Genomic DNA, 23913 nt, shown 5'->3' on the forward strand with positions numbered 1-23913 from the left:
TAGCGCAAGAATTCTGAAGTTATTTGCCGCACAACTTTCAATTAACTTTTAGAGATTTATATTATGAGCCTTAAACGTAAGCGCTCAATTAACCACGCCCTATACGAGGGACACATTCCAGGGTAGCAATGCCTGCAATTCGTCATCACTGGATATGCTTGGCAGTCTTGCAAACACCTCACGCAAATACGCGTAAGGTTCAAGGCCATTCGCTTTCGCGGTTTCGATCAAGCTATAAATAGCGGCGCTGGCGTGGGCACCTCTGGGCGTCGCGCTGAACAGCCAATTTTTGCGGCCAATAACGAAGGGGCGGATGGCGTTCTCCGCAAGGTTATTGTCGATGTTGACGTCGCCGTCTTCTGTGTAGGCTACGAGCTTTTCCCAGTTCTTATTGAGATAACCCAGCGCCGTACCGAGTAGGCCTTTGGGCAAGGTGCTGTGTAGTGTTTTGTCCAGCCACTCCCTAAGGGCGCTGAAGATCGGAACACTTTTCTCTTGGCGTAGCTGGCGGCGAGTTTCGCTGCTCGCGTCTTTCGCCTGCTTTTCGATGGCGTACAGCTTGGCAATATAACTGATCGCCACATCGGCTTTGCCGATGCGGGTAGTCTTTTTGTCTTTAGATGTCCCTGCCTTTTGAGCATCAACGAATTTACGGCGTGCGTGTGCCCAGCACCCCACATGGCTAATGTCGTCTTTGCGTCCAACGGCATGGTAGCCCGCATAGTCATCGGTTTGCAGGTAACCACTAAAGTCCTTTAGTAATTTTTCCGCCACGCTGCCAGCGCGGCTCGGCGCATAATCATATAACACGATGGAGTGATCGGGGGCGCCACTGCGCCTGACCCACATATACGATTGGCTACTTGCGGGCCTGTCCGGTTCGTTTAGCACCTGAAGCGGCGTTTCGTCGCACTGGATGATTTTGCCGCTGCGAAGTTCGCTATCAAGCTGGGCGATAAGTGGCGCGATCAATTCACCGCTGCGCATCATCCAATTGGCGAGGGTGTTGCGGGGGATATCAATCTCCATCCGTTTGAAGATGGCTTCTTGGCGGTGCAGTGGCAGCGCATCATGGTATTTCGCGGTAGCGATATACGCCAGTAGGCCTGCACTCGCATTGCTTTTTGGAATGGGCTGCGCCGGTAATGCGGCGGTACGTACCGTCGATTCACACGCTTTGCAGGCGTATTTCAGGCGGGCGTGTACTAAGACGTGGACGGTTGCAGGAATGATATCCAGCTGCTCGCTGGTGTCTTCGCCAATATGCGTTAACGCACAACCGCATTCACAGACTTTGTCGGCATCAGCCAGATCATGTTCGATACGAACGTGCGGCAAGTCAGCGGGTAACGATTTACGACCACGGGATTTGCGACGCTCATACTGGATTGTTTCGGTTTCGGCGTCATCCGTGTTTTCGTCAAGGTCGTCTTCGGGAACAGGCTCAGCGGCTTCGGCTTCATTAAACAGCTCGGCCTGCCCATCCGACTTCTCGCTGCTGGCCGCAAAGCGTTTATGCCTGAGTAAACGCACTTGTGCTTCGAGTAACGAGATGCGTTTATCCTTCTCCAAAAGCAAAGCTTTGAGGCTGTGGATATCGTCAGAAGAAGGGGTTGATGGTCGCGTCGTCATGACGCGTATTATACCAAAAGACCGTTAGCTAACCGAGTCAAAATACAAGGTTTCATGCGGTTTATTGCGCCAAATATCCAAGCCATCGAGCAAGAGGTTTAAGTCGCGGCCATCGCGTAATTCATAGCCTGACTCGCACTGGCGAGGCCATTTAAAGCGCTGCTTTTCTAGGCGCTTATACCAGACCACAAAACCATTTCGCTCCCAATACAGGAGTTTGATTTTATCTCGGCCACGATTGCAAAACACAAACAAGACTTCCATCATCGGCGAGAGCGCCAGCTCGTTTTCAACCAGCGCGGCCAAGCCATTGATGGACTTGCGCATATCTACCGGGGCCATGTACAAATAGACCTCAATATTGGATGTCGGCCGCAGCATCAGTTCGATTCCCGAAGGAGTTGCAGCACGGCGGGCAACACGACAGGCAAATCGCTGGCGGATAATTCCAATCGAACGCCGAGCGGTAAATTCATTATCATACGAGATGAGGCTGGCATGCCGCCCAGTTTTAATAATTTTGCTGAGGGCGCTTTTGCGGGGCTCAATCGATTGCGCCAATACGCGAAGTTATGAAATTTGATCTCATGCTGCTTGCAATACGCGGCTTGGGATAGTCCGCTGCCTTGCCAGGCGGTGACATGGTCTTGCCAGAATTGGGCTTTGTTGATGGTGGTCATGAATAGCTCCTCAGTTAAAAATTGAAGAGTAAAGCCGTAGTGGGAAGATTATTAGATGTGGTTTATTGAGCGCTTACCCTTAAACCAGGTCCAAAACCGATAGCAAAATCAACTGGAAAGCCCGATCAACGCCGACGTGACAACAAAAGCACACCGGGAAATAATCCGGCTTTAAAACCAAGTAAATCATCAAAAAAATAGGACGAATTGCTGAAAGGCTACCTGAGTTGTAGCCTTTCAGTATAACTCTTCTAATAATTTGCACACTGTGCATAACGCCGCCAGCACGCGCGGCTTTGTAGTGGAGGCGAAGCCGCAACGGAAAAGCCGTCGCTGTGACTGGCCTTGTTAGCGCCTAGGCCCACGATTACCCCTGTTTATTCTTGCCCTGATAGTATCAGTGTTATTTCTTAAAAAACTTGTTTTACGAGCAATAAAATCATATTCACTGGAAACCTCAGCGCTGCCCGCTTTTAAATTTACCACCTTGTAATGCCCTGCATGAGAGCCGGTTGAGAAAACCACGACATCTCCATTCTTGGTTGTAAATAACTTGACATCGTTTTTGTGCAAGAGATCTCTTATTTCTTGCTTCGGATGTTTAAATTGATTTGCATAATCTGCACTAGCAATTGCAATAGTAGGCCGGACAGTTTTTACGAAAGCTGACGTTGTAAATCCGTTACTAGCGCCATGATGCGCAAGAATCATAATATCTGTCTCTTGATTAATGGTTCTCTGACGACGAAGCCCTGATGCAATATTGTTGCATTCAACATCACCCAAACTTAAAACATTGAAAGATCCTGACCTAAAATGCTTTACCGTTGAGTTGTTGTTGGAACTTTCATCGTCTATTACCTTGGGGTGATGTAATGTATCTTTATACCCATAATTTTCCGCCTTATCTAAGCTATCAATATATTCTGGCGTTACACTAATAATCTTGTTGCTGCCTTTCCCTCGCAATTCATAAGCTTTTATGATTTTCAGGCTCTCTTTTCCTGCCTCTGAGTGAGGAATATATCCCGGATATTCGATCTTGTTCGGCTTGAATTCTGCAAGAATTTTCTCAAGCTGAGATGGCGAACAATGATCTCTATCCCAAGAGGTAATGTGTAGATTATTAATCTTTGTCACATCGCATAACTTCAACTCTTGCTTAATACTTTCTTCATTGGTTTCGTTATAGCGAGCTTCAATGAGGGTAAAGAAACCCCCGTTAAAATAAGAAAAAGAAGAGCCAGCATTTCCCAACTGATAAGCCCGAAATCGAGTTTTTTTACTTTTGACTGTCATCTATAGCCTTCTTAATCTGAGCTTTCGTTATTAGAATTGATCCTTTTTACAATATATTCTGACTGCTTTCTGTACGAAAACACAAAGAGGATTAGCAGCGCAGGCAGCAACGCGTACTTATAATATGAAGATAAGCTTTCATATTCATGAATTATTTTTTCGCCTGCAACTAATAAACACAAAATTACTAGAGCCGAAATAAGGGAGCGGTACATATTGTTCGCTTCCGACAAAACTTCAACTTTTTGGTCATTTTTTACAGCTTTTAAAAAATCCGAATAGGCAGCGAATTTTACTATTTTTAATTTCTTTAAAATTGGCTCCAAGACGATTGATCCAAACCTGCTTGTGATCAAGCCGACAAAGTAATAAAAAAATAGTCCGGTAATAATTGAGTCCTGTAAGAGAGGTATATCGAAATACCTATCTGAAACAACGCATAAAATGACGCCCGGTAGCAAATAATTAAACAAATTGTAGGATGAAAGTTTATCTAAAATACTTTCCACAGATACTCCCTTTTGGTGCGAAGCTGGATTAAACGCTAACAGTGAATTCAACTGCGTTGCGCTTTATAACTCGTGTACATAGCGAGCCTAAGCCTTGAGGTGATTAAGCAGGATAATTCTATTTGAATCAGGGCGATAGTAAGTCTGAAATGATTTTTTCATTTGCGTGCATCCTGCATTTGATGTGGAATCCCTTGGCTCTGATCATAATCACTTCTAAATAAAAATCAATTGCTTAAGTGAATTGCATCGGAATTAGTGAGCGCAATGCTGCTGAATACGAGCTTGACCACTAACGTGCACTACACCCTACGACATTTATTGTTTAAGGCCGCTTTTTATTTAGCCAGCAATATGCGCTCCAATCGCTGAAGCTGATAATCATATTTATCGCCGTTACGCTCTTTCAACGTAGAGAGATTCTGAAGCTTCCAGCGCAAAGCTGGGAAATCACCCCAAGGGTACTCTGACCAATCTGGCTCCAAACGATTAAAAGCCAACAAAAACGCTTTTTCACCGGCGGTAAGGTCAGCGCGAATGGTACTAATCAGCCTCGTACGAGTTAGCTCAAAAGCCTCGTAACTAAAGGGCACTGCACTCATCCCCTCAAACTGATTTTGATATGCCGCACGTTGGTCTAATAAGTTAGGATCAAGCAATTCGTACGTCGGCTGATTACTCGCCACCAAACTAAACAGGAGGCCCTGACGAATATCATCTGTGAGCCCCTCGTTATCGAACAATAATTTCACATCGAATAAATCCCTAGGATGCTGACGATCCAGTGCGGCGCACAGCTTGCCACCATAAAGCTGCGCAAGCGGGACAATGGGCACCACACAAAACACATCAAACTCGCTCTGAGCGAAGTCACACAGCGGCCGCAGACTAGACTCGCCCAACAAACCACGCCCTACGGTATTCACCTCAATTTTAATCAGAACACCATCTGCATCGAGCTGGAGCTTACAAATATTTGGTTTGTGCTCAACTCTTATTGTCCGGCGCAATGCCTCTATGCGCGCTTTAATATTTAATAAAGCGTCATTTATCGCCGCCAATGATTCAGATCTGTCTGTAATCTCGATATACGTTAGATCAATATCCACCGACAACCTTGGCATATCCCGCACAAATAGATTAATCGCGGTGCCGCCATGCATGGCAAAACAAGCTTCTTTTGCCACTTCGGGTAAGACGTCAAGAAGAAGCCTAACCTGAGGTTTATATAATTCATTCACTCGGCCACCTCTAGCTCTTTCGGTACCGTTATCTGGTATTTCGAAACATAGCTGCCGCCTTTTACGATCGCACGCTTGCCACTGCCAAGGTCGATACGATCAAGATCCAAATAATTTAGCCACTGATGACCTGCCTTTTCTGCTAAATAAAGGAATAGGCGTTTCACTTTGATGGAAGTGCAGGCTTCCAACAACTGCTGAACCGAAGTCGGTCGTAAATTATTCAATCCGTCCATCAGCTCATAGACTTCCAATAGCGGTTGCGTGTTTGGAGCCAAGTAAAGGCATTCCATTATTGCCCTAGCAGGGCTCGATACTTTAACGCTGAAGTTTTTATGATTGATATCAACCAACCCCAGCGCCGCTGGTAAAAAAGATGTCAGCTGGGTGCTTACCTTGACGCCCCAATCCCTTTTTTTAAACCACAGTGGCGGCGCATCGCCTGCAGCCGCAAAGAGCTGTACGGACTTAGCGGAAAGCGAAAGATAGTGCGACTTACCCTGAAGCGCTAAGGCCGTTTTAGCCGCCGGATGTACCGACAAGCCTAATTGAGTTTGAAGCGCGTAAACGCCACCCAAGTAATCCACCTCGTTGCCATGGCGAGCTAACGCGCCAGTCCCGATAGAATCAAACCAGCCACTTTTTTTGTACTGCTTTAGTAGCTCTGGACTGTAGCCCTCCTGCGTTAGCCACGCGACCGCCAAAGCCGTACCTGCAGGCTGACGACTGAGCAATCGGTTTATTTTTGATATCTTTTGGGTATTCATAAAACCAATATATGTAAAATTATAAACTTGGTCAATAAAGATGGTTTGTAATTTTTTCTATTCAGGTGGAAAAAATACCTAAATCGTATTAAATTTAAACCGACAATAGGCATAACTCTGGAACTGAAAATTGACTAAGCAGATACGAAACGCACATAGAACGTCCGCTAAATCGACCTTCCAGCCGCCTTATCGCTAAACATCTAGACATGCTATGCGTAAAACGCCCGACTAAAATGAAAACTCAGGGCATAATCCAAATTTTTGGCCAATATCGGTTTCACATGCTTGGCCAATTTAGGGGTGAACCAACAAACTCCACTTGGCGTAATCAGCCAACAATGCAGGCGAAGCCTTGACTCCCCACCCCCAGCGCGTATCCTTGGCGCCGATGTTTCAGGTGCTTGCGTCGCATAATCACTGCGCGCAGCTTAAACGGGAAACAGGTGCGCTGGGTTCAACTAATTTGACCAGCAAAGCCTGTACTGCCCCCGCAACGGTAAACAGAGAACACTATTCCGTCAGGCCAGTGAGGCGCTGACAGCCACTGCGTAAACCGTGGGAAGGCGAATAGTTGCTATAAATAGCACTGCGTAATTCATACGCACTCTGTGAGTCCGGAGACCGGCCCGAAACCCAAGAATAGAACGTGGCGGGGTGTCACACCAGATTCGCTTTTTGGCGCATAGCCAAAGCTCAAACCATAGTCTGCCAAGCCCCCTGCCCGCGTTTTATTCCCACCTTGTTCAATAGCCGTATGCGGGCGAGCTACGGCGGGGAAATACTATGTTTGGCCGTATTCAAAATCTAGTCCGAAATCTATTTGCCTTACTACTGCTGCTTAACGCCGCCAGTGCTATGGCGATGAATATCACCGCAATTGTTTCAGACCGCTCGGCACCGACCCTGATAGCAGGCGCTCACCAGCTGTTAGAGCAGCGCCAAGATTTAACGATTCAAATTCGCACCGTGCAGCAAATAAGCAAGTTGAGCGACGAGGAGCTGCAAGCCCTGATCAGCCACAGCGACCGGCTTTTATTAGTGGCGATATTTGGCGAAGACGTGCCGCGTTTATTGGCCATGAATTACCCCGCCCAACAGCTGCGCACGGTTTTGCACAGCGACCGCGCCCTAATGCCCCTGCAACGCGATCGTCACGGTGAGATATTTAGTCAGGGTCTGCCAGAGGATATTCTTGGCGACAAAGTCGGCGTGCAAACCGCCGCTACGCTGGCAGACAGCCAAAAGCAAGCGCCCCGCTACGCCGACTGGTTACAAGCCCGCGCCTATTGGCTAAACCGCTCGGTAAATAATGCCGCCAGCCTTTTACAATTGCTGACCAACAGCAGCGCAGAATATCCCCGCCTAGAAGAGGTCGCGCCCCTGCGCTTTGCCCTGCACCACGGCGCTGACGCCGCCTGGCTCAGTGCCGCCGAGTTAAATACCCAACTCAAGCCCGCGCAGCGCACCGTGTGGATTATCGACCACGACACCGCCGACTTAAGCGGCGACTGGGCCTTGCACCAGCAGCTTTGCGCAGCGCAAACATGGCAGTGTATTTCGGTGTTGGCGGCTTGGGGCGAGGCCAGTGTCGCGGCTTTAGAAACCATTCAAACCGCCATGCGTGGCCCGCTTAAAAATAGCCCTGCGGCCATTATCGCCCTGCAAGATTTTGTGATTGGCGGCGGCGAGGGTCGCGAAGCGGTAACCGCGATTTTAGAAGAACTCAAGTTGCCAATATTAAAAGGCATTCGCATCAGCGAGTGGTCTAGCGCCCAGTGGCAGCTCTCTGCCGAGGGTATTCCCCGCGACTCAGTACACTACCGCGTGGCCATGCCCGAGCTGCAAGGCGTGTCCCAACCCCAAGTACTAGCGCTGGCCGCCACCGCCAAAATCGACCCGCTCACCGGCGCCAGTGTTTACCGCAGCGAACCCCTTGCCGATGAAATCCTGCGCCAAACACGTCGGCTAGCCCGCTGGCTAAACCTGCAAGAAAAACCCAATTCCGACAAACGCGTCGCCGTGGTGTATTACAACCACCCGCCGGGCCGTCACAATATTGGCGCCGACAATTTAAACGTGCCAGAGAGCCTGCTCGAAATACTCCGCGCCCTGCGCGCCGCTGGCTATAACACCGGCGAACTGCCCGCCGATGCCGACGCGCTACTCGACGTACTCCAAGCCAAAGGCGTGAATTTACCAGAAGACGCCGCAGCGCTAGAAGCCATGGCTGGGCAAATTAATTCCGTCTCCAGCCAAGCCTACCAGCAGTGGTTTAACAGCCTGCCCCCAGCGGTGCGCGCAGAAATGGTCAACGGCCCACTCGGCGAATTACAGCAAAGCTTACAGACCCAGTTGGCCGCACTGGCCGAACTCAGCTCAGTTACCGAACGCCAAGATCAGTTAGCGCTAATTCGCGCCCGCATGGAAAACACCCTAACAGATTTACACCACGCCTTAGATGGTGTGCGCCACACTGGCCGCAGCCGCGCCTTAGATTTACTCGCCCAGCTGGGCGGCGAATATCAGAATTTATTAGCACAGGCGGCCAGCGGCCAAAGCCTAGACTGGCAAGCCAGCCAAGAACTCAACCGCGCCTTAATCGACATGGGGGTTGAAGGTATTCGCGGCTGGGGCAAAGCGCCCGGCAAGGTAATGGTCTGGAATAACAAGGTGCTGATTCCCGGCGTGCAGTTTGGCAATGTTTTTCTTGGCCCCCAGCCACCGCGCGGTTGGGAGTTAAACGAAGAACTGCTGCACGCCAATATGTCCTTTCCGCCGCCCCACCAGTATTTGGCTTTTTACCATTATTTGCAGGACGTGTTTAAAGCCGACGCCCTAGTCCACCTTGGTCGTCACTCTACCTATGAATTTTTGCCCAAACGCAGCGTGGGGCTTTCGGCCAGTGACTACCCCAGTATTGCGGCGGGGGATTTACCCGGCATTTACCCCTATATTGTCGACGGCGTTGGCGAAGGCATTCAGGCTAAGCGCCGGGGCTTAGCGGTAATGGTCGATCACCTTACGCCGCCGCTTGCTGCCACCGAGCTATACGACAAGCTGCTAGAACTGCGGCAATTAATTGAAAGCGCCGAAGCGGCTAGCGATGGCAGCACCAAAGCCCGCGCCATAGAAACCCTGCGCCGCAAGGTAGATGAGTTTAATTTACGCGACGAACTTATCGCCAGCATGGACGAAGAGCTGCAAGTGCGCGGCGTTGGCTTTGATGAGATTGACGACGATTTCTTACTCCACGAAATTGGTCACTATCTCACCAAGCTCCAAGAGCAATTTATGCCCTTGGGCCTGCATGTGTTTGGCCGCGACTGGCAGCCCAAGGCCATCGACACCATGCTCAATTCAATGTTGCAGGGCGAAACCGCCGACAGCAGCAAACGCAGCGACTGGCTGAGTAAACTCAGCGCCTCACCCGCCGCCGAAATGCGCGCCCTGCTCAACGGCCTTAACGGCCAGTTTGTGGCGCCAGGTAAAGGCAATGACCCCATTCGCACCCCAGAGGCCCTGCCCACCGGCCGCAATTTTTATGCACTGGACGGCAGCCTCTTACCCACCCGCGTTGGGGTTGAGGTAGGCACGGCACTGGCCGCCAAAGTACTGGCTGGCGAGTCTGGGGTCGCCCTTGCCAATACCGATATCGCCAATAATAAGCAGGGTATTATTTTATGGGCCTCCGACGCCGTGCGCGACGAGGGCGCGATGATTGCCTTTGGCATGAAGCTGCTCGGCGTGCGCCCCATTTGGAATAGTCGCGGCATTATTAAAGGATTAGAACGCCTGCCCCTTGGCCCCGAGCAGCCCCGCCGTTTCGATGTGGTCTTTACCACCTCGGGCTTGTTCCGCGATCTCTACGGCCAGCATTTATTGCTGCTTGACAAGGCCGGATTACTCGCACTGGATGCCAGCAGCGACTTAATTCGTCGCGACTACCCCGCATTGAGTTTGGCCCTAAACGCTGCGCTAGCGTCCCTAGACGAGCCTCACGAAAGCGGCAGCGAACCGCTGGACAAAAACCAAGTTGCCAATAACTGGGTGAACGAGGCGCGGGAATTACTCGCTGCCAGCCCCGCAATCTCGGCCGCCGACCTAGGCCGTCAAACCAGTGTGCGGGTATTTGGTATTGCGCCAGGTGCCTACGGCGCAGGGGTTAACCGCATGGTTGAACGCAGCGGCTCTTGGCAGGACCGCAGTGAATTGGCCGAGGTTTTTGTTAAGCGCATGGGCCACGCCTACGGAGTGGGTTTGCAGGGCGAATCTGCGCAAACCCTGTTTCGTCGCCAGCTCACGGGGGTGTCGCAAACCTATTTGGGCCGCGCCAGCCACCTTTACGGTTTAATCGACAATAACGACGCCTTCGACTACCTCGGCGGTTTTAATTTGGCGGTCGAAACCGTGAGTGGAAAAATACCGGCCAGCGCGGTGATCAACCATGCCGACAACCGCAATCTGCATATCGACGCCCTACCCGAGGCCCTACTGTCGGAATTGCGCGGTCGCTTTTTTAATCCCCAGTGGATTAAGCCCCTTATGGCCGAGGGCTATTCCGGCGCCCGCACCATGGGCAGCGAATTTATTGAATACCTCTGGGGCTGGCAGGTGACTAGCCCCGACATTATCAATGACCGCGTGTGGGAAGAAGTAAAAGCCATTTATGTAGACGATGCCATGCAGCTCGGGCTGGCGGAGTTTTTATCTCAAGACAATAACCGCTATGTGCAGAGCAATATTCTGGCGGTGATGCTGGTCGCCATCGACAAAGGCTTTTGGCAAGCCGACGCCGCCACCGTTAAACAATTGGCCGCGCAATTTAGCGACAATATTATTGACCACGGCAACCCTGGCAGTGGCCACACCCACGCCAATCACCCCATGTATGCGCTGGTGAAAAAGCAGCTCAGCCCCGAGCGCGCGCAGCAACTAGAGGCGGTGTTGGCAAAAAGCCGACTGACACCGGAAGCGCAAGCAAGCAGCTCGCCAAGCCATATTCAGGAAGTGCAGCTAGACGCGAATACTACTGCGCAAATTAGCCAGCAGGCGACCGCGTCTAAGCAGCAGTCAAAAGCAGCGTCAGCTGAACAACAAACATCAGCCAGCGCCATTAGTCCCTATCTGCCATGGCTATTTGCAGCGGCAATATTACTGCTCGTCAGCGGCCTGTGGCGCGGTCGTCAGCTTAAATTCTAATTGGAGTTCACTATGGTTTCAGGATTATCTCAAGGGCTTATGCACCAGATCACTTCGCTACTCTTAGAGCCGGTGATTTGGGCATTATTATTTTTTGTCGCACTGGCGATTTACGAAGTGGGCATTAGCATTGGCGAGCGCTGGGGTGGCATTAAAAAGCTCCGCGACCTTGGCAACCGCGATGCCTTGGTACTCGCCGGTAAACGCCGCATCGAGCGCGCTGACTTTATTACCCGCCTCGCCCCAATGCTGGGTTTGATGGGCACCTTAATTCCGCTCGGGCCAGGTTTAGCGGCGCTTGGCGAAGGCGAGTTGCGCATTCTCACCACCGCCATGACCGTGGCCTTCGATACTACCGTGATTGGCCTGCTCGCGGGTATGATCGGCTTTGTTCTCGCCCGCCTGCGCCGCCGCTGGTACGACCAAGCCCTTCATCAACTTGCCGATATACAAAGCGCGCCCACGTCGAATACAGTAACGGGAGCCAGCCAACATGGATAAATGGCGCGACAGCGAATTTCTCGACAATAACGACGACCCCCTCGGCCCCATGGCCAACCTGGTCGATATTATTTTGGTATTTGCCTGCGGGCTTATCGCCGCACTGGTGTCACTCAGCCCCGACCTGCAACAGCATTTTAAGGCTGAGCCCCAGAAACAGGATATTTCACTGGGCAAAGAACTGCCAAGTGTACCAACGACTGTTCAACAACAAATTCAAAACGGTGACGGCTTCGAGGCGCTGGGGCAGGTTTACCGCGACCCCAAAACCGGAAAATTGATTTTGATTGGCGGCAGTTAAAACTGGGCTTTCGTCCGGCTTTAACTGCCAAGCATATTAATAGTCGAAGATATGCTCCAGCTCAATTTGCTGTTCGATTGCCTTGCTGGCAAGGGCTTCAAGCAAGCGTGTTAAATCTGCGACGCCAACGAGTACAAAAATCCGCTCGCGCTCGTCATCAGACACCAATACTGACCTGAATAACTCGCTACCCGCCAGGCCCGACACATCGGCACCCGCTGAGCTGAGCAGTGACACGACAATTTGGTGGTTGCCAGAAATATCTCTGATTGCCCACTCATCGCTCGCAAAGCGTGGCATTGTTTTGGTAAAACCACCCCAGCGGGGTACAGACATTAAAAAGTCGTCGCCACCCCCGGCAAGCATCTCGACGCCATCAGGTTCTTTCGGCAATCGAATACTATTGCTGATCACACGTTGAGCCGTAAGGTAAATCCGTTTATCTGTTTCGCCATAAGTGGATTGGGCGGCGTATTTAATGGCTTTGGCGTACAGTGATTTCAAACCAAACTCAGCACTAAAGAATAACTTGCGCTCCCATTTACGCAGGGGATGATCGCCCCACCAACTGGTTTCCGCCCAGAGCCGATCCCGCCAGCCTGCAAAATCAAACTCATACCACGGCTCGTCATAAATAAGTTCACTGTATGCGCGGTGGGCCTGCTGGATAAGCTTATCTTCCTGGGTGTCTTCACCACTCGCGGTCCAGCGGGTGAAGCGGCCGATGCTGCCCTCATACGCGCCCTTGGCTAAATATTCTAATGTTGTGCTAATACCAATAACCCGCAACATGGTGCGGTATTCCGTATTCGCTGGGTAATTCTGCCGACTAATGGCAATGGCCCTATCGTAAAGTACCCAATACTCCTCAATGCTTTCGTAAAAAGGGAAATTGCTAGGGTCGCGGCCCTGCGCTAAATAATCGGCATATTCTTTGGGCTGGAATACTAAATACCATTCTGGGATCGTCAGAAAAGTTTGTTCTTCGTTGCGATAATAATTACCTAAATCTATTTTACTTTGCGCCAGTAAATCCCGGTTTTTAGGGTAATATTTTGCCCAAAGTAAATTCACAAAGCGGTTGTTTGGGTCTAAGCGACGCTTGAGTGCAAAATAGTCTGGCGCCTTGGGGTAGGCAGCCAGAAATTGTTCCGGGCTAGCCTGCAGCTGATACGGCAAATAATAGGCGCCGCCCAAACTAATCGCCGCGTCGATCATCTCGCTGCTCCACACACTCACCGCTTCCTTTGCGGCGGCGTCAGTGCCTTGGCGGTAATACACAACAAACGCAAAAACCTCGGTTTTAGCCCAGTTGAGTATGGTATTGGGATCAGCCTTGGCATGACGAACGCTGACGTTGATAATATTGGCTTTATTGCGCTGAAAAATATCCCGCATCTGTACGTGAAATTCCTCAAAACGCTCTACCGGTACAAAATATTCGCGCAGGCCATAACTGTATTCCGAACGATCTTTGGGCTCCAATTCAGCGACGTCGTAACTGGCCTCGTAATTTCGCCACTCAACCCGCTCGGGGTAATACCAAACTGGGTCAATGATGTGTTCGCGTGTCCATTTCCCAAAGTTGGAGCTAGCAACAAACTCCGCCGCTTTAACCTGCCAGTAATAGTCTTTATCTTCGGGGATTAATCGCTCGGCAACCGTAGGCGATTTATCCGTCGCAAGCCAGCTCACGTCGCGCAGACGATTGTAGTGCGGAGGGTAAATATCGGCGTTGTGAAAAACCACATCGCTGTTGTCGCGCACATTGTCGCGAAAGTACTGGGCATAGTCTTCGGTAGCCATTACTCGCACGCGACGCTCTACAGCAATATTGTCTTCGAGCTGTAGCGTCGCCTCGACAATCACGCCTAAACCGCCGTACCCGCCTATGGCGCCGTAAAAAATATCTGCATTGGTATCCGGCGAAGCATCTATTACGCTGCCATCGGCGAGCAGTAATTTTAATCCCAACACTGAACCCACCAGCGGCCCCTCACCAATATAGCGGCCGTGAACATTGACACTTAGCGAGCCACCCACCGTGAAATTGGCGTAGGTTTGCATGATTTTAATGGCCAAATTATGCGGATCAATCGCGGCTTGCAGGTCCCGCCAACGGATACCCGGCTGAACAGTAACTGTTTTAGCGGCAGTGTCTATATTCAGCACCTTATTAAAGCTGCGCATATCTAGGTGAACACTGTCTGGATATGCGGTTTGACCGCCTTGGCTAAAGCGACCACCACCAATGGAAACACGGCCCGTTGTTGACGCCAGCGCGGCCTGCACATCCGCAATTGACTCGGGGCGAATCACCTGCCCTACCCGCACTGCATTTAATTTACTAACGTCGTTAACGGTAAGCGGTAATACCGGCGGCACAAAATTATCGTCACCGCTGCGTAATACCGTCACCGCAGTGCTTACAGCCAAAACGACGATCAACAGGATAAGAATACTTGCCAGAACGCGGAATACCCGCCAAAGTAATTGTACTGGATTAACGCGATTGAACCTGGATCCTTTTAGCTTGTACAAGGCCTAAACTCCAAATTTGTAAATGAGTTGAGCGTAATGAAAAAAACAACAATAAAACCCGTATCGCGACGCCAATTTATCCAATTTTTGGGTTTGCTCGGCACGGTTGTCGCTACCCCCGCATTGGGTCAAGCGCCGGTCATCAGCATTTCGCCAGCGGCCCCCGCACCGTCCAATAATGATGTTGGCGCTGGCAACTTTGCTTATATTTACCGCAACCCCCAACTTCGCGAAGAATTTTTTGCCTTCCTGGTCAATGTCTTCCATCTATACCCAGAACAGCAGCTTCATCAATTAATTCAGGCCGCCGCCGAAGTTTATAACTCCGACGAAAATGTGTATTGCCAGCTGCAAAACAAGTTGACAGATATTAAGCCGTTTCTTGGCGAATTAACATTTGCGCTACCGGCTTTAAACAAACAAAAAATAACAATGGCCGCACAAACGCTGCAATTATTGGATAACAGTCGTCGCTACGAAGGCTATTTAGAGATTGGTTCAACCGGCCGCTATATTGACGCACTCGAAGAAGACTTCAATATTGTTGGCGAACGCTATTTTCTTGCCGAAAAAGCGCCGAGCTATTCCTTGAGCGACATGGTTGATCGCAATCAAATATGGCAAGCCGGCCCTTATATTCCCTTGGCAGATTACCGCCCAGATATTGGCAAACACATCGCCAATGACTCCCTAGATTTAGTCACCGTGTTTATCGGCCTACATCATTGCCCAATTCCACTGCGGGAGGAATTTTTAAGTTCGATTCGCGATGCAATGAAATCCGGCGCCTATTTAGTGATTCGCGACCACGACGCCCGCAACACCAAAATGCGGGCGGTGGTTGGCCTCGCTCACGATGTATTCAATATGGGCACCAATGAAAGCTGGGCCTACAACGCCGCTGAATTGCGCCATTTTTACAGTTTAAATTTCTTGGACAAGTGGCTGAGTAATGCTGGCTTTTTGGGGGATGGCCGTCGACTTTATCAAAGTGGCGATCCTACCCATAATGCCTTAATGGTATACCGCAAAGCCTAATTCGCATTCCGTAACGACGCCGGATTCTACGATTTGCGGTTTTTCCCAAATCTGCTGCTAAACTCAAGATAGCAAGGGAGACTTCGCTATGATTGATATCCGCAATAAAGAGCAGGGTTCAGAGATTATCCTACGCCCCAATTGCTCGGCAGACTGGTCGGAAAACCGGCGTATCATTCAGACCGTCATGCTGTTTAATGCTGCACTTGGCATATGCTTTGCCGCCAGTGGCGCTTGGTTGGTACTACCGTTTATCGGGCTAGAAATGCTGCTATTGTGGCTGGTACTGGCTGCGGTGTTCCGCAAGCTGCAAGTCCGGGAAATTGTCAGTCTTGACCCGCAAAACCTGTGCATTGACGTTGGCCATCACCGCTGCGAGCATCATTGGCAGTGGCCAAGACAGACCAGCTTTGTCTTAGTCACCGTTCTCCCCCACCCATGGGATCCTTTGCAAATCAGTATTAGCCATTGCGGCGAGTGCGTGAGTATTGGTGACTTTTTAAATAAAGACGATAGCCGAGAGTTGCTGAGCGCATTGCGCAATAACGGTCTGCCGGTTAGGCATTATTGTGGCTCAAGCACCTTGGAGGCCTAAGCGCCGCTATAAACAACCTTTATCCAAAGCGAGGGCGATAGCTTATTTAAGGCAGAACGTTGATTGCCAAGCTACCTAAGCCGGTAATTTCACCTTCGCAGCGCCCCGCCTGCAGCGGCAACATTTGACCAATAGCACCGGTCAATAGCCACTGATCTGGATAAATAACCCAGCCCTGCGCCACTCGGTCGTTAATTAAAGCCAGTAAATTCTGCCACTGACCGCCCAGTATATCGCCACTGACCGCAGACAATATCACGTCATTATTGCAACTCAGCTTAACGGCGAAGGTGTCGATATCAAAGCTCTTAGTGGACGCCAAGCTCTGTAGCGCTTTTGCCTCGCCAACGACAAAACTGTGTGCTGCCGCATTTGCGCGCACAATACCTAAAGCCCCCTCGGCGGGACTGCGCAATAGCCCCAGATCCGGCAATTCAAATGCAGGCGCAACGTCGGCAATCAGTGCTTTTAAATTCGCAATATCAGCAATTTCATTGTTCACGGTTTGCTTTAAGCGGAAAGCCATTTCCAGCTCAATCATACCTTGGCCAAAATCCGACAGTTCTACGGGCTTTTCACTCGCAATTTTCGTGTACGGCGGTAAAACCCCAAACACCGGGCGGTCACTATTAAATCTTTTCTGGCCAGCGCTAGAGGTTAATCCTGCTTTAAAGCCCGCAGGACTTAGACCGTTTAAGCGAACAAGCATGACATCGTGCTGCTCTGCATAGGCACGCCGCCACGCATCGTCACTAAAAGACTGCTTCTCTGCACTCGATTCTGGTGTTAATGCACCCTCCTGTGCCAAGGCATCGGCGCGCACCATTAGCGATGCGCCGCCAACGAATAAAAGCATTCCCATGAATGCAATTTTCGTTAAGCTCAAAGCCGGTTTTCCTAAAACACACAAGCCCTGCATTCCATCACCTCTTCACTTTTATAGCTACATACTCAGTCAGACAAATAATACTCCACCGTAGAGACTACCCGCACTTTTTTAACATGCGGATTATTTTTGTCGCGATCTTCAATGGTGAACTGCCCCTGTGAGGCGCGTTTAATCTTACCCAAAACACTATCAGAATCGGCGGCAAATTTCTCAGCCACTACCCGCGCTTCACGGGTCGCCTCTTCAATCATCGCGGGCTTAATCTCGTTTAAACGGGTAAATAAATACTCGGTTTGCGCTTGATAATGATTGCCGGTAAAGGCAATACCCTGCTTACCCAGTGCTGATAGCTGCTTGCTCACCGCGCGCACTCGCTCAATATCGCTAGAATAAACCGTTACCGTCTGCTCGGCGGTATAACGGAACTCCGCATTAACATTGCCGCCGTATTGCTGGGCTGACTTATCAGTGATTGCCGGGGTCGACACGGTAATTTCCTCAGGTTTAAAGCCTTTCTCCAGCAAAAAATCTTGAATCGTCGCAATGCGCTGGTCTAGTAAGGTATAAAGTTTGGGAAGATCGTTATTGGCTTCGGTGAACAGAATTGGCCAAATCACCACGTCGGCTGGGTATTCCCGCTCAGACAAGCCCTTTACCGCCACACTCCGCTCAAATTGGCGGTAATCGACGGCTGCCTTACCCATTAATAAGCCAAAGGCAGACAAGCCCAATACCAATGCCAGCCCCAAAATCACTGCACTTTTACTATTTTCATTATTGCTATTCACAACCAACTCCTTGCTATTACAGATTAATCTAACTGCGCTATAGGCGCCAACAGACCGCTGGTCAAACCCAATAGATCCTGTGTTGCTAATTCGATCTCCAGCCCCCGCCGTCCGGCACTCACAAAAATCGTCGTCAACCCCGCCGCTGACTCGTCGACTACCGTCGGCAATTGCCGTTTTTGCCCCAGCGGGCTCACCCCACCCAGCACATAGCCGCTGGAGCGCTCAACATCCGTCGGCGCCGCCATCGCGACCTTCTTCACCTTTAAGGCTTTAGCCATGGCCTTTAAGTTTAACTGCCCCGCCACCGGCACCACCGCAACCGCCAAACCTTTAGGCTCTTGAGTCACAACCAAGGTTTTAAACACCTGCGCCGGATTCAAGCCCAGTTTCTCAACCGCCTCAAGACCATAGGAATGACTGGCCGGGTCATGACTATACTCGTGCACGGTGTGGGCAATTTTATGCTTTTTGGCGAGGTTAATGGCTGGTGTCATGTGGGTGCTCCGTGCTGTGTAAGATTGACTGTGGTGCTATTTATGAGTTCCCTGCTTTCTCGGGAGACGCTGGACGGGAGACGCTGGAATAGGGCGGGCCAGTGTCTGATGTGGGGCGTCGGACCTCTGTCGTACGCAAAAACCCAAAACTAGGCCACCTGTCTGTCTTAGCGTTTACCGTCTCCCGTCCAGCGTCTCCCGAGTAATGCGAATCCCAACTAAGCATAGGCGCCAGCCCCCCAATCCGGTAAAATGCGCCGCTTAAAGCATTTCAGAGGTTTCTATGACCAATCCCAAAGTCGGTTTCGTGAGTTTAGGCTGCCCCAAAGCGCTAGTGGACTCCGAGCGTATTCTCACCCAACTGCGCATGGAGGGCTACGATATTGTGCCCAGCTATGACGATGCCGACGTGGTGGTGGTCAATACCTGTGGTTTTATCGACAGCGCTAAACAAGAATCACTCGACGCCATTGGTGAAGCCCTGAAGGCAAACGGCAAGGTAATTGTCACCGGTTGCATGGGCGACGACGCCAAAATTCGCGCCGTACACCCCAATGTCTTGGCGGTTAGCGGCCCTGCCGCTTACGAAGAAGTGGTTGGCGCGGTACACGAATGGGCACCGCCAGTGCAAAACCACGACCCCTTTGTCGATTTAGTACCGCCCCAGGGCATTAAACTCACACCTCGCCACTACGCCTATTTAAAAATCTCCGAAGGCTGTAACCATCGTTGCAGCTTCTGCATTATTCCGTCGATGCGCGGCGATCTGGTTAGCCGCCCTATTGGCAGCGTGCTCGAAGAAGCCAAGCGCCTGGTTGATGCCGGTGTGCGCGAGATTCTGGTGGTTTCCCAAGACACCAGCGCTTACGGCCTAGACACCAAGTACAAACTCGATTTCTGGAATGGTCAGCCGATTAAAACCCGCATGCTAGAGCTGTGCGAGGCACTGGGCGAAATGGGCGTGTGGGTACGCTTGCACTATGTTTACCCCTACCCCCATGTCGATAATGTCATTCCGCTAATGGCCGAGGGCAAAATTCTGCCCTATCTGGACATTCCCTTTCAGCACGCCAGCCCCAAAGTGCTAAAGGCCATGAAACGCCCCGCGCATCAGGAAAAGACTCTCGATCGCATTAAAAAATGGCGGGAAATCTGTCCTGATCTAGTAATTCGCTCAACCTTTATTGTCGGCTTCCCCGGCGAGACCGAGGAAGACTTCCAAATTTTGCTGGATTGGTTAAAAGAAGCCCAACTCGACCGCGTGGGCTGCTTTGAATACTCGCCAGTTGAAGGCGCCACCGCCAACGACTTAGAAGACCACGTTCCCGACGATGTTAAAAAAGACCGCTGGCAGCGCTTTATGGTGGTCGCCCAAGAGATTTCCGCCGAGCGCCTACGCGCCAAAATTGGCACTCAGCAGGAAATTCTTATCGACACCGTCGATGAAGAAGGCGCTATTGGCCGCAGCGTGGCCGACGCCCCCGAGATCGACGGCAAGGTTTACCTAGACGGCTTCACCGACGTCAAACCCGGCGACGCCTTGGTGGTAAACATCATCGACTCCGACGACTACGATCTGTGGGCTGAACCCGCTTAATGAATCTGCTGCTACTGCAGCCTGAGGACTTAGGCGCCGATCCCAATCACGTAACGCTAAACGATGCCCGCGCAGCACATATTCGCACTGTGCTGCGCGCCGCAATTGGCGACAGCCTCAAAATCGGTTTACTAAACGGCCTCACTGGCAACGCCACCATCACTGCGTTGAGTGACAATGGGCTTAGCCTTGAATTTGAACTGCACACCCCGCCACCGGCAAAACTGCCGCTAACACTGCTTCTCGCTTTACCCCGCCCCAAGATGGCCAGGCGAATCATCCGCGCCGCCACCGAATTAGGCGTAGCCGAAATCATTCTGTTAAACAGCTATCGCGTGGAAAAAAGCTATTGGCAGAGCCCCCTCGTTAGCGACGAAACTCTGCACAGTGCGATGCTGGAAGGGTTAGAACAGGCGGGTGATACGGTGTTGCCAAGTTTGCGCCGAGCAACCCGCTTCAAGCCCTTTGTCGAAGACGAACTGCCAAGCCTGCTTAGTGATAAATTAGGCTTACTCGCCCACCCCTATGCGGAGCAAGGCCCGCCGCAGGCCGTTAAACAGAACTGCCTACTCGCCATTGGCCCCGAAGGCGGCTTTATTCCCTACGAGTGTGAAAAACTTATCGCAGCCGGTATGCAGAGCTTTAGCCTTGGCCCGCGTATTTTGAAAACAGAGACCGCGGTATCAACACTTATAGGGCGTCTGTTCTTATAACATGCAGACTCGTCGATAGGCTGACAACTTTTAGACAAAGTCGTCATGCCAAATTAACCAGCTGCCGCTGGGGCTGGGGCTCTTTCAGCGTAAATTTAATGACCGAGGCAAAAAAAATGCCGGGAATAACTACAGCCATTAAGGCGATGCGCCAGCCGAAATATTCCTGAATCCAACCGCCCATTAAGAAGCCGACCAGCATGCCGCTATTGTAGGTCGCGATGGCGGTTGCCAGCTCTTTCATGGGGAAGATATCTGAGATCATTGAATGGCTTGGCGGACTTCTACCTGCCTCGCCCACACCTACACCAATTCTCGCCAGCATCAATTGCCAGTAATTTTGCGCCAGCCCGCGGGCGGCGGTCATCATGCTCCACAGGCCAACGGAATACGTAACGATGTTTCTGCGGTTGCTTCTATCTGCACAGCGCGCAATAGGCAGGCCCACCACAATATAAAAAACCGCAAAGGCAAAGCCCGTCAACAAACCGAGCTGGGTATCTGATCAGCCTAAGTCGGCTCTTGCAAAATCGACAGTATTTGCCTATCGACAAAGTTAAACATATAGGACGTTGTTAGCAGCGCTAAGGCGTAATAGCGGTAGCGACTATTAATATAGCCGTCAGATCTTATATTAGCGCTTTCATGAATCATCACAACTCCACATATTATCTTTATTAATAGTTATCTACGGTTTTTACTATTGCGCAATGTGGTAGCAGGCCGTGGTGCGAACCACGATGCGATCATCTACTTTCATTACGGCGTGGGAATACAAGGTACCCTTGGTTTCCCTGACTAAATCTGCCTCAATTTCTAGCCAAGCGCCGCGAGGCACTGGCGCAATAAAATCAATATCCAAATTTTTAGTCGGAAAATGGAAGTTATTGCTGCTTATTTGATCTTGCACCGCAACGAGCTGCATATCGGCAAGATAAGTAAGTACGCCGCCGTGGCAGGTGCCGGCCTTATTGAGATGGTAATCTTGGACCCGGAACCCCAGCACCTTCTTTTCACCAGCTTCTTTTATATAAATATTGCCCATGTGCACATCAAAGCCTGGGGCTGCTTCAACCAAGTGAAAGCCAGCTGGAATTTTGTCATCGCTTGTCATTTCTACATTCCTTCTATTTCAAGTATCGTTTGCATTAGAATAATTTGGCACCAATACAATACCGCTTTAAACGCCTCATAAAAACGACACTATCATTTATTTATCCATACAATTCCTAACAAAGGATTTAAGAGGCAACGCTACTAAGTTCCGCATTCAAAAATCTTTCCACTAATCCGGTTTGCTGATAATAGTCATCGCCACCGAGACGCCGAGAGTATTCGTACAATATTGCCAGTTTCCAATCGACGAATACTTGATACCATTTTAAATTCGATACATCACGGCCACTGCCCGCCACATAGCGCGCGATTAAATCAGCGGGCTCTAAGTAACCGTCTTCCAATACTGCGGCGGCCAAGTCTTGGGTTGGGGTGCGGGCTACGTCATGGCGGGGATAGCAGTTAATAAAATAGGCAAGGTCGAATAGCGGATCGCCAAGGGTTGCCAACTCCCAGTCTAATACGGCGAGGAGCTGAGTCGGCGCCGTCGCCTTCCACATCACATTACCAATACGGAAATCGTTGTGCACAATGCAAGCATCGGACTCCATTGGAATATTAGCCGCAAGCCACTGGGACAACTCAGCGAATGCGGGAGACAGATTTGCATCATCGGGGATCAACGACTTGATTCGCTTAAAATGCCGAGCATTAAAGCCGTCGGGTTTACCAAACCCCTCTAAACCTCGGGCGCGCCAATCTACTTTGTGCAGCGCAACAAGCGTATCGACTAAGGTTTCCGCCATGAATTGACGCTGGGCAGGTATGGCTAAGGCGTCCGGTGTGGAGTCGGTTATCACCTCGCCAGCGAGGTATTCCATAATATGGAACGGAACATCTAAGACCTCTAATGCATCTTCCACAGCCAGTACATTGGCGACGGGATAGCCGCATTTACGGCCTTATTTACCAGTGGCTGGTCACCCCCGACGTTGTCGACATCAAAAAGTCACTAAGCTCGTTAAAGCGCTACTGCGAATTTGTCTTAGTTGACAATGTCGGAGCCTAAACAAGCCCTCTTCTATTCAAAGCCAGCCGTTGTAGCTTGCCCCACTAAATTTCTATTCATTTCCCCGCTCTGCTAAAATGCGCGTCCGTTAATATGCAGCAGGATCACCCCATGGCCTTTACCGATAAAACCGCCGTACCCTACAGCGGCGATGATCTTGTTCGCTATATTGAAAAGGCTTTACAAGTTAAGCCCCCAGCGTCACGCATGGTTAGGCTTGTAGACAAAGTCATTAAGCGGATGTTCGAGCCCACACTTATCGCCACGGACAACATCCCCAAACAACCATGTCTATTTATTGCCAATCACGCCATGTACGCGGTAGACGGCCCAATTATTGGCCTGCCGATGCTAACCGAGCAAAAGCGTTTTTTACGGCCACTCAGCGATAAATTCTTGTGGAACTCGTTCAACGAGAATTTACTACTTAATAACGGCATTGTAATTGGCCACCCAGATGTATGTACGGCGCTAATGGAAAGCGGCAGCGATTTACTGGTGTTTCCCGGCGGCGCCCACGAAGCAACCAAGTCAGCTGAAGATAAATACAAACTCCTCTGGAAAGAGCGTTACGGCTTTATCAAGCTCGCCGCCAAGCACGGCTACACCATAGTGCCCACGGCCATTGTCGGCCCGGAAGAGTTTTACGGTCATTTAATTGAAGGCCAGGATCTTCCCAACACGCTGATTGGTCGCGCATTAAAGCGACTGGGGATTATTACTGAGAATACGCGGAGCGACTTATTCGGGCCCGTGCCTGTAGGCGTATTCGGCACATTGATCCCGAAACCCCAAAAATGCTATATCCAGTTTGCCCCGCCCCTCGACCTAAGCAAATACAAGGGCAAGCGGCTCGCACAAAAAACCACGGTTAGCCTCAGAGAACAGGTCGCCGGTGCGATTAATGAAATGATACCGCCCTTACTAGACCGCCGTGACGAAGAATCTGCAAAAATGGGACGAATTCGCCGCTTGCTTACTCGCTAGTAAAACTGAGT

General features: G+C 50.6%; 23 protein-coding genes and 1 riboswitch. Of the genes, 8 read left to right on the plus strand and 15 right to left on the minus strand.

The window, feature by feature from the left end; genetic code table 11:
- Positions 1-99: 99 nt before the first annotated feature.
- From tnpC to AZF00_RS11790, 7 genes are all read right to left on the minus strand, one after another.
- A complete protein-coding gene (gene tnpC, locus AZF00_RS11755) occupies positions 100-1632 on the minus strand; it encodes an IS66 family transposase (protein WP_008251068.1) in 1533 nt (510 codons plus the stop codon).
- A gap of 24 nt (positions 1633-1656) precedes the next feature.
- The gene (tnpB, locus tag AZF00_RS11760) at positions 1657-2013 is read right to left on the minus strand and encodes an IS66 family insertion sequence element accessory protein TnpB (RefSeq protein WP_008251070.1); all 357 of its coding nucleotides are present in this window, start codon (positions 2011-2013) and stop codon (positions 1657-1659) included.
- Entirely contained in the window at positions 2013-2312 is a 300-nt protein-coding gene (gene tnpA, locus AZF00_RS11765) for an IS66 family insertion sequence element accessory protein TnpA (RefSeq protein ID WP_008251071.1), read from the minus strand. Before tnpA ends, tnpB begins: the two co-directional genes overlap by 1 nt.
- A gap of 348 nt (positions 2313-2660) precedes the next feature.
- Positions 2661-3611, minus strand: a complete 951-nt coding sequence (locus AZF00_RS11775; RefSeq protein ID WP_008249137.1) for a ComEC/Rec2 family competence protein — start codon at positions 3609-3611, stop codon at positions 2661-2663.
- A gap of 11 nt (positions 3612-3622) precedes the next feature.
- On the minus strand, positions 3623-4120 hold the full coding sequence (locus tag AZF00_RS11780; protein ID WP_008249129.1) for a hypothetical protein: 498 nt from the start codon (positions 4118-4120) through the stop codon (positions 3623-3625).
- A gap of 338 nt (positions 4121-4458) precedes the next feature.
- Positions 4459-5361 carry a nucleotidyl transferase AbiEii/AbiGii toxin family protein gene (locus AZF00_RS11785; RefSeq protein WP_008249128.1) on the minus strand — a complete coding sequence of 301 codons (903 nt, stop codon included), beginning with the start codon at positions 5359-5361 and terminating at the stop codon, positions 4459-4461.
- Positions 5358-6128 (minus strand): type IV toxin-antitoxin system AbiEi family antitoxin, encoded by a 771-nt coding sequence (locus tag AZF00_RS11790; protein WP_008249125.1) that lies wholly within the window; start codon positions 6126-6128, stop codon positions 5358-5360. The genes AZF00_RS11785 and AZF00_RS11790 overlap by 4 nt, the downstream gene beginning before the upstream one ends.
- A 381-nt stretch (positions 6129-6509) precedes the next feature.
- Positions 6510-6775: riboswitch (cobalamin riboswitch) on the plus strand.
- A 139-nt stretch (positions 6776-6914) separates the two neighbouring features.
- On the opposite strand from AZF00_RS11790, the gene AZF00_RS11795 reads away from it, so the two are divergent.
- Genes AZF00_RS11795 through AZF00_RS11805 form a run of 3 tightly spaced genes read left to right on the plus strand, consistent with a single transcriptional unit; the run spans position 6915 to position 12132 of the window.
- A complete protein-coding gene (locus AZF00_RS11795; RefSeq protein WP_008249123.1) occupies positions 6915-11330 on the plus strand; it encodes a cobaltochelatase subunit CobN in 4416 nt (1471 codons plus the stop codon).
- A 12-nt stretch (positions 11331-11342) separates the two neighbouring features.
- Positions 11343-11831, plus strand: coding sequence for a MotA/TolQ/ExbB proton channel family protein (locus tag AZF00_RS11800; protein WP_050985182.1), 489 nt, complete (start codon positions 11343-11345; stop codon positions 11829-11831).
- Positions 11824-12132, plus strand: a complete 309-nt coding sequence (locus tag AZF00_RS11805) for a DUF2149 domain-containing protein (RefSeq protein WP_008249119.1) — start codon at positions 11824-11826, stop codon at positions 12130-12132. The genes AZF00_RS11800 and AZF00_RS11805 overlap by 8 nt, the downstream gene beginning before the upstream one ends.
- 36 nt (positions 12133-12168) lie before the next feature.
- Here AZF00_RS11805 and AZF00_RS19175 read toward each other — a convergent pair whose 3' ends face one another.
- Positions 12169-14673: an FAD-binding oxidoreductase gene (locus AZF00_RS19175; protein ID WP_231856155.1), complete on the minus strand. Its 2505-nt coding sequence runs from the start codon at positions 14671-14673 to the stop codon at positions 12169-12171.
- 36 nt (positions 14674-14709) lie between these two features.
- Between AZF00_RS19175 and AZF00_RS11815 the strand changes: the two genes are divergently transcribed.
- Positions 14710-15711 (plus strand): class I SAM-dependent methyltransferase, encoded by a 1002-nt coding sequence (locus tag AZF00_RS11815; RefSeq protein ID WP_008249117.1) that lies wholly within the window; start codon positions 14710-14712, stop codon positions 15709-15711.
- A gap of 88 nt (positions 15712-15799) precedes the next feature.
- Positions 15800-16306 (plus strand): DUF2244 domain-containing protein, encoded by a 507-nt coding sequence (locus AZF00_RS11820; protein WP_008249116.1) that lies wholly within the window; start codon positions 15800-15802, stop codon positions 16304-16306.
- 46 nt (positions 16307-16352) lie between these two features.
- On the opposite strand, the gene AZF00_RS11825 is transcribed toward AZF00_RS11820, so the two are convergent.
- From AZF00_RS11825 to ybaK, 3 genes are all read right to left on the minus strand, one after another.
- Positions 16353-17192, minus strand: a complete 840-nt coding sequence (locus AZF00_RS11825) for a 2-keto-4-pentenoate hydratase (protein WP_143829372.1) — start codon at positions 17190-17192, stop codon at positions 16353-16355.
- Positions 17193-17257: 65 nt separating this feature from the next.
- Positions 17258-17983, minus strand: coding sequence for an SIMPL domain-containing protein (locus AZF00_RS11830; RefSeq protein ID WP_008249112.1), 726 nt, complete (start codon positions 17981-17983; stop codon positions 17258-17260).
- A 23-nt stretch (positions 17984-18006) separates the two neighbouring features.
- Complete coding sequence (gene ybaK, locus AZF00_RS11835) at positions 18007-18480, minus strand: Cys-tRNA(Pro) deacylase (RefSeq protein WP_008249109.1); 474 nt, start codon at positions 18478-18480, stop codon at positions 18007-18009.
- A gap of 283 nt (positions 18481-18763) precedes the next feature.
- On the opposite strand from ybaK, the gene rimO reads away from it, so the two are divergent.
- Both rimO and AZF00_RS11845 read left to right on the plus strand, forming a co-directional pair.
- Positions 18764-20077, plus strand: coding sequence for a 30S ribosomal protein S12 methylthiotransferase RimO (gene rimO, locus AZF00_RS11840; RefSeq protein ID WP_008249107.1), 1314 nt, complete (start codon positions 18764-18766; stop codon positions 20075-20077).
- A complete protein-coding gene (locus AZF00_RS11845) occupies positions 20077-20790 on the plus strand; it encodes a 16S rRNA (uracil(1498)-N(3))-methyltransferase (RefSeq protein WP_008249105.1) in 714 nt (237 codons plus the stop codon). The genes rimO and AZF00_RS11845 overlap by 1 nt, the downstream gene beginning before the upstream one ends.
- A 43-nt stretch (positions 20791-20833) precedes the next feature.
- Here the strand turns inward: AZF00_RS11845 and AZF00_RS19745 are convergent, their stop codons facing one another.
- The 4 genes from AZF00_RS19745 to AZF00_RS11860 all read right to left on the minus strand — a co-directional run bounded on the left by AZF00_RS19745 (position 20834) and on the right by AZF00_RS11860 (position 22769).
- Entirely contained in the window at positions 20834-21241 is a 408-nt protein-coding gene (locus AZF00_RS19745; protein WP_335338882.1) for an MFS transporter, read from the minus strand.
- 59 nt (positions 21242-21300) lie between these two features.
- Positions 21301-21444 (minus strand): hypothetical protein, encoded by a 144-nt coding sequence (locus tag AZF00_RS19750; protein WP_008249102.1) that lies wholly within the window; start codon positions 21442-21444, stop codon positions 21301-21303.
- Positions 21445-21490: 46 nt separating this feature from the next.
- Positions 21491-21904, minus strand: coding sequence for a PaaI family thioesterase (locus AZF00_RS11855; protein ID WP_008249101.1), 414 nt, complete (start codon positions 21902-21904; stop codon positions 21491-21493).
- A gap of 127 nt (positions 21905-22031) precedes the next feature.
- Positions 22032-22769: a phosphotransferase family protein gene (locus tag AZF00_RS11860; RefSeq protein WP_050985181.1), complete on the minus strand. Its 738-nt coding sequence runs from the start codon at positions 22767-22769 to the stop codon at positions 22032-22034.
- A gap of 257 nt (positions 22770-23026) precedes the next feature.
- Here AZF00_RS11860 and AZF00_RS11865 point away from each other — a divergent pair, with 257 nt between their 5' ends.
- Positions 23027-23902 (plus strand): lysophospholipid acyltransferase family protein, encoded by an 876-nt coding sequence (locus tag AZF00_RS11865; RefSeq protein WP_008249099.1) that lies wholly within the window; start codon positions 23027-23029, stop codon positions 23900-23902.
- Positions 23903-23913: the final 11 nt, after the last annotated feature.

Source organism: Zhongshania aliphaticivorans (genome assembly GCF_001586255.1).
GTDB classification, from domain to species: domain Bacteria; phylum Pseudomonadota; class Gammaproteobacteria; order Pseudomonadales; family Spongiibacteraceae; genus Spongiibacter; species Spongiibacter aliphaticivorans.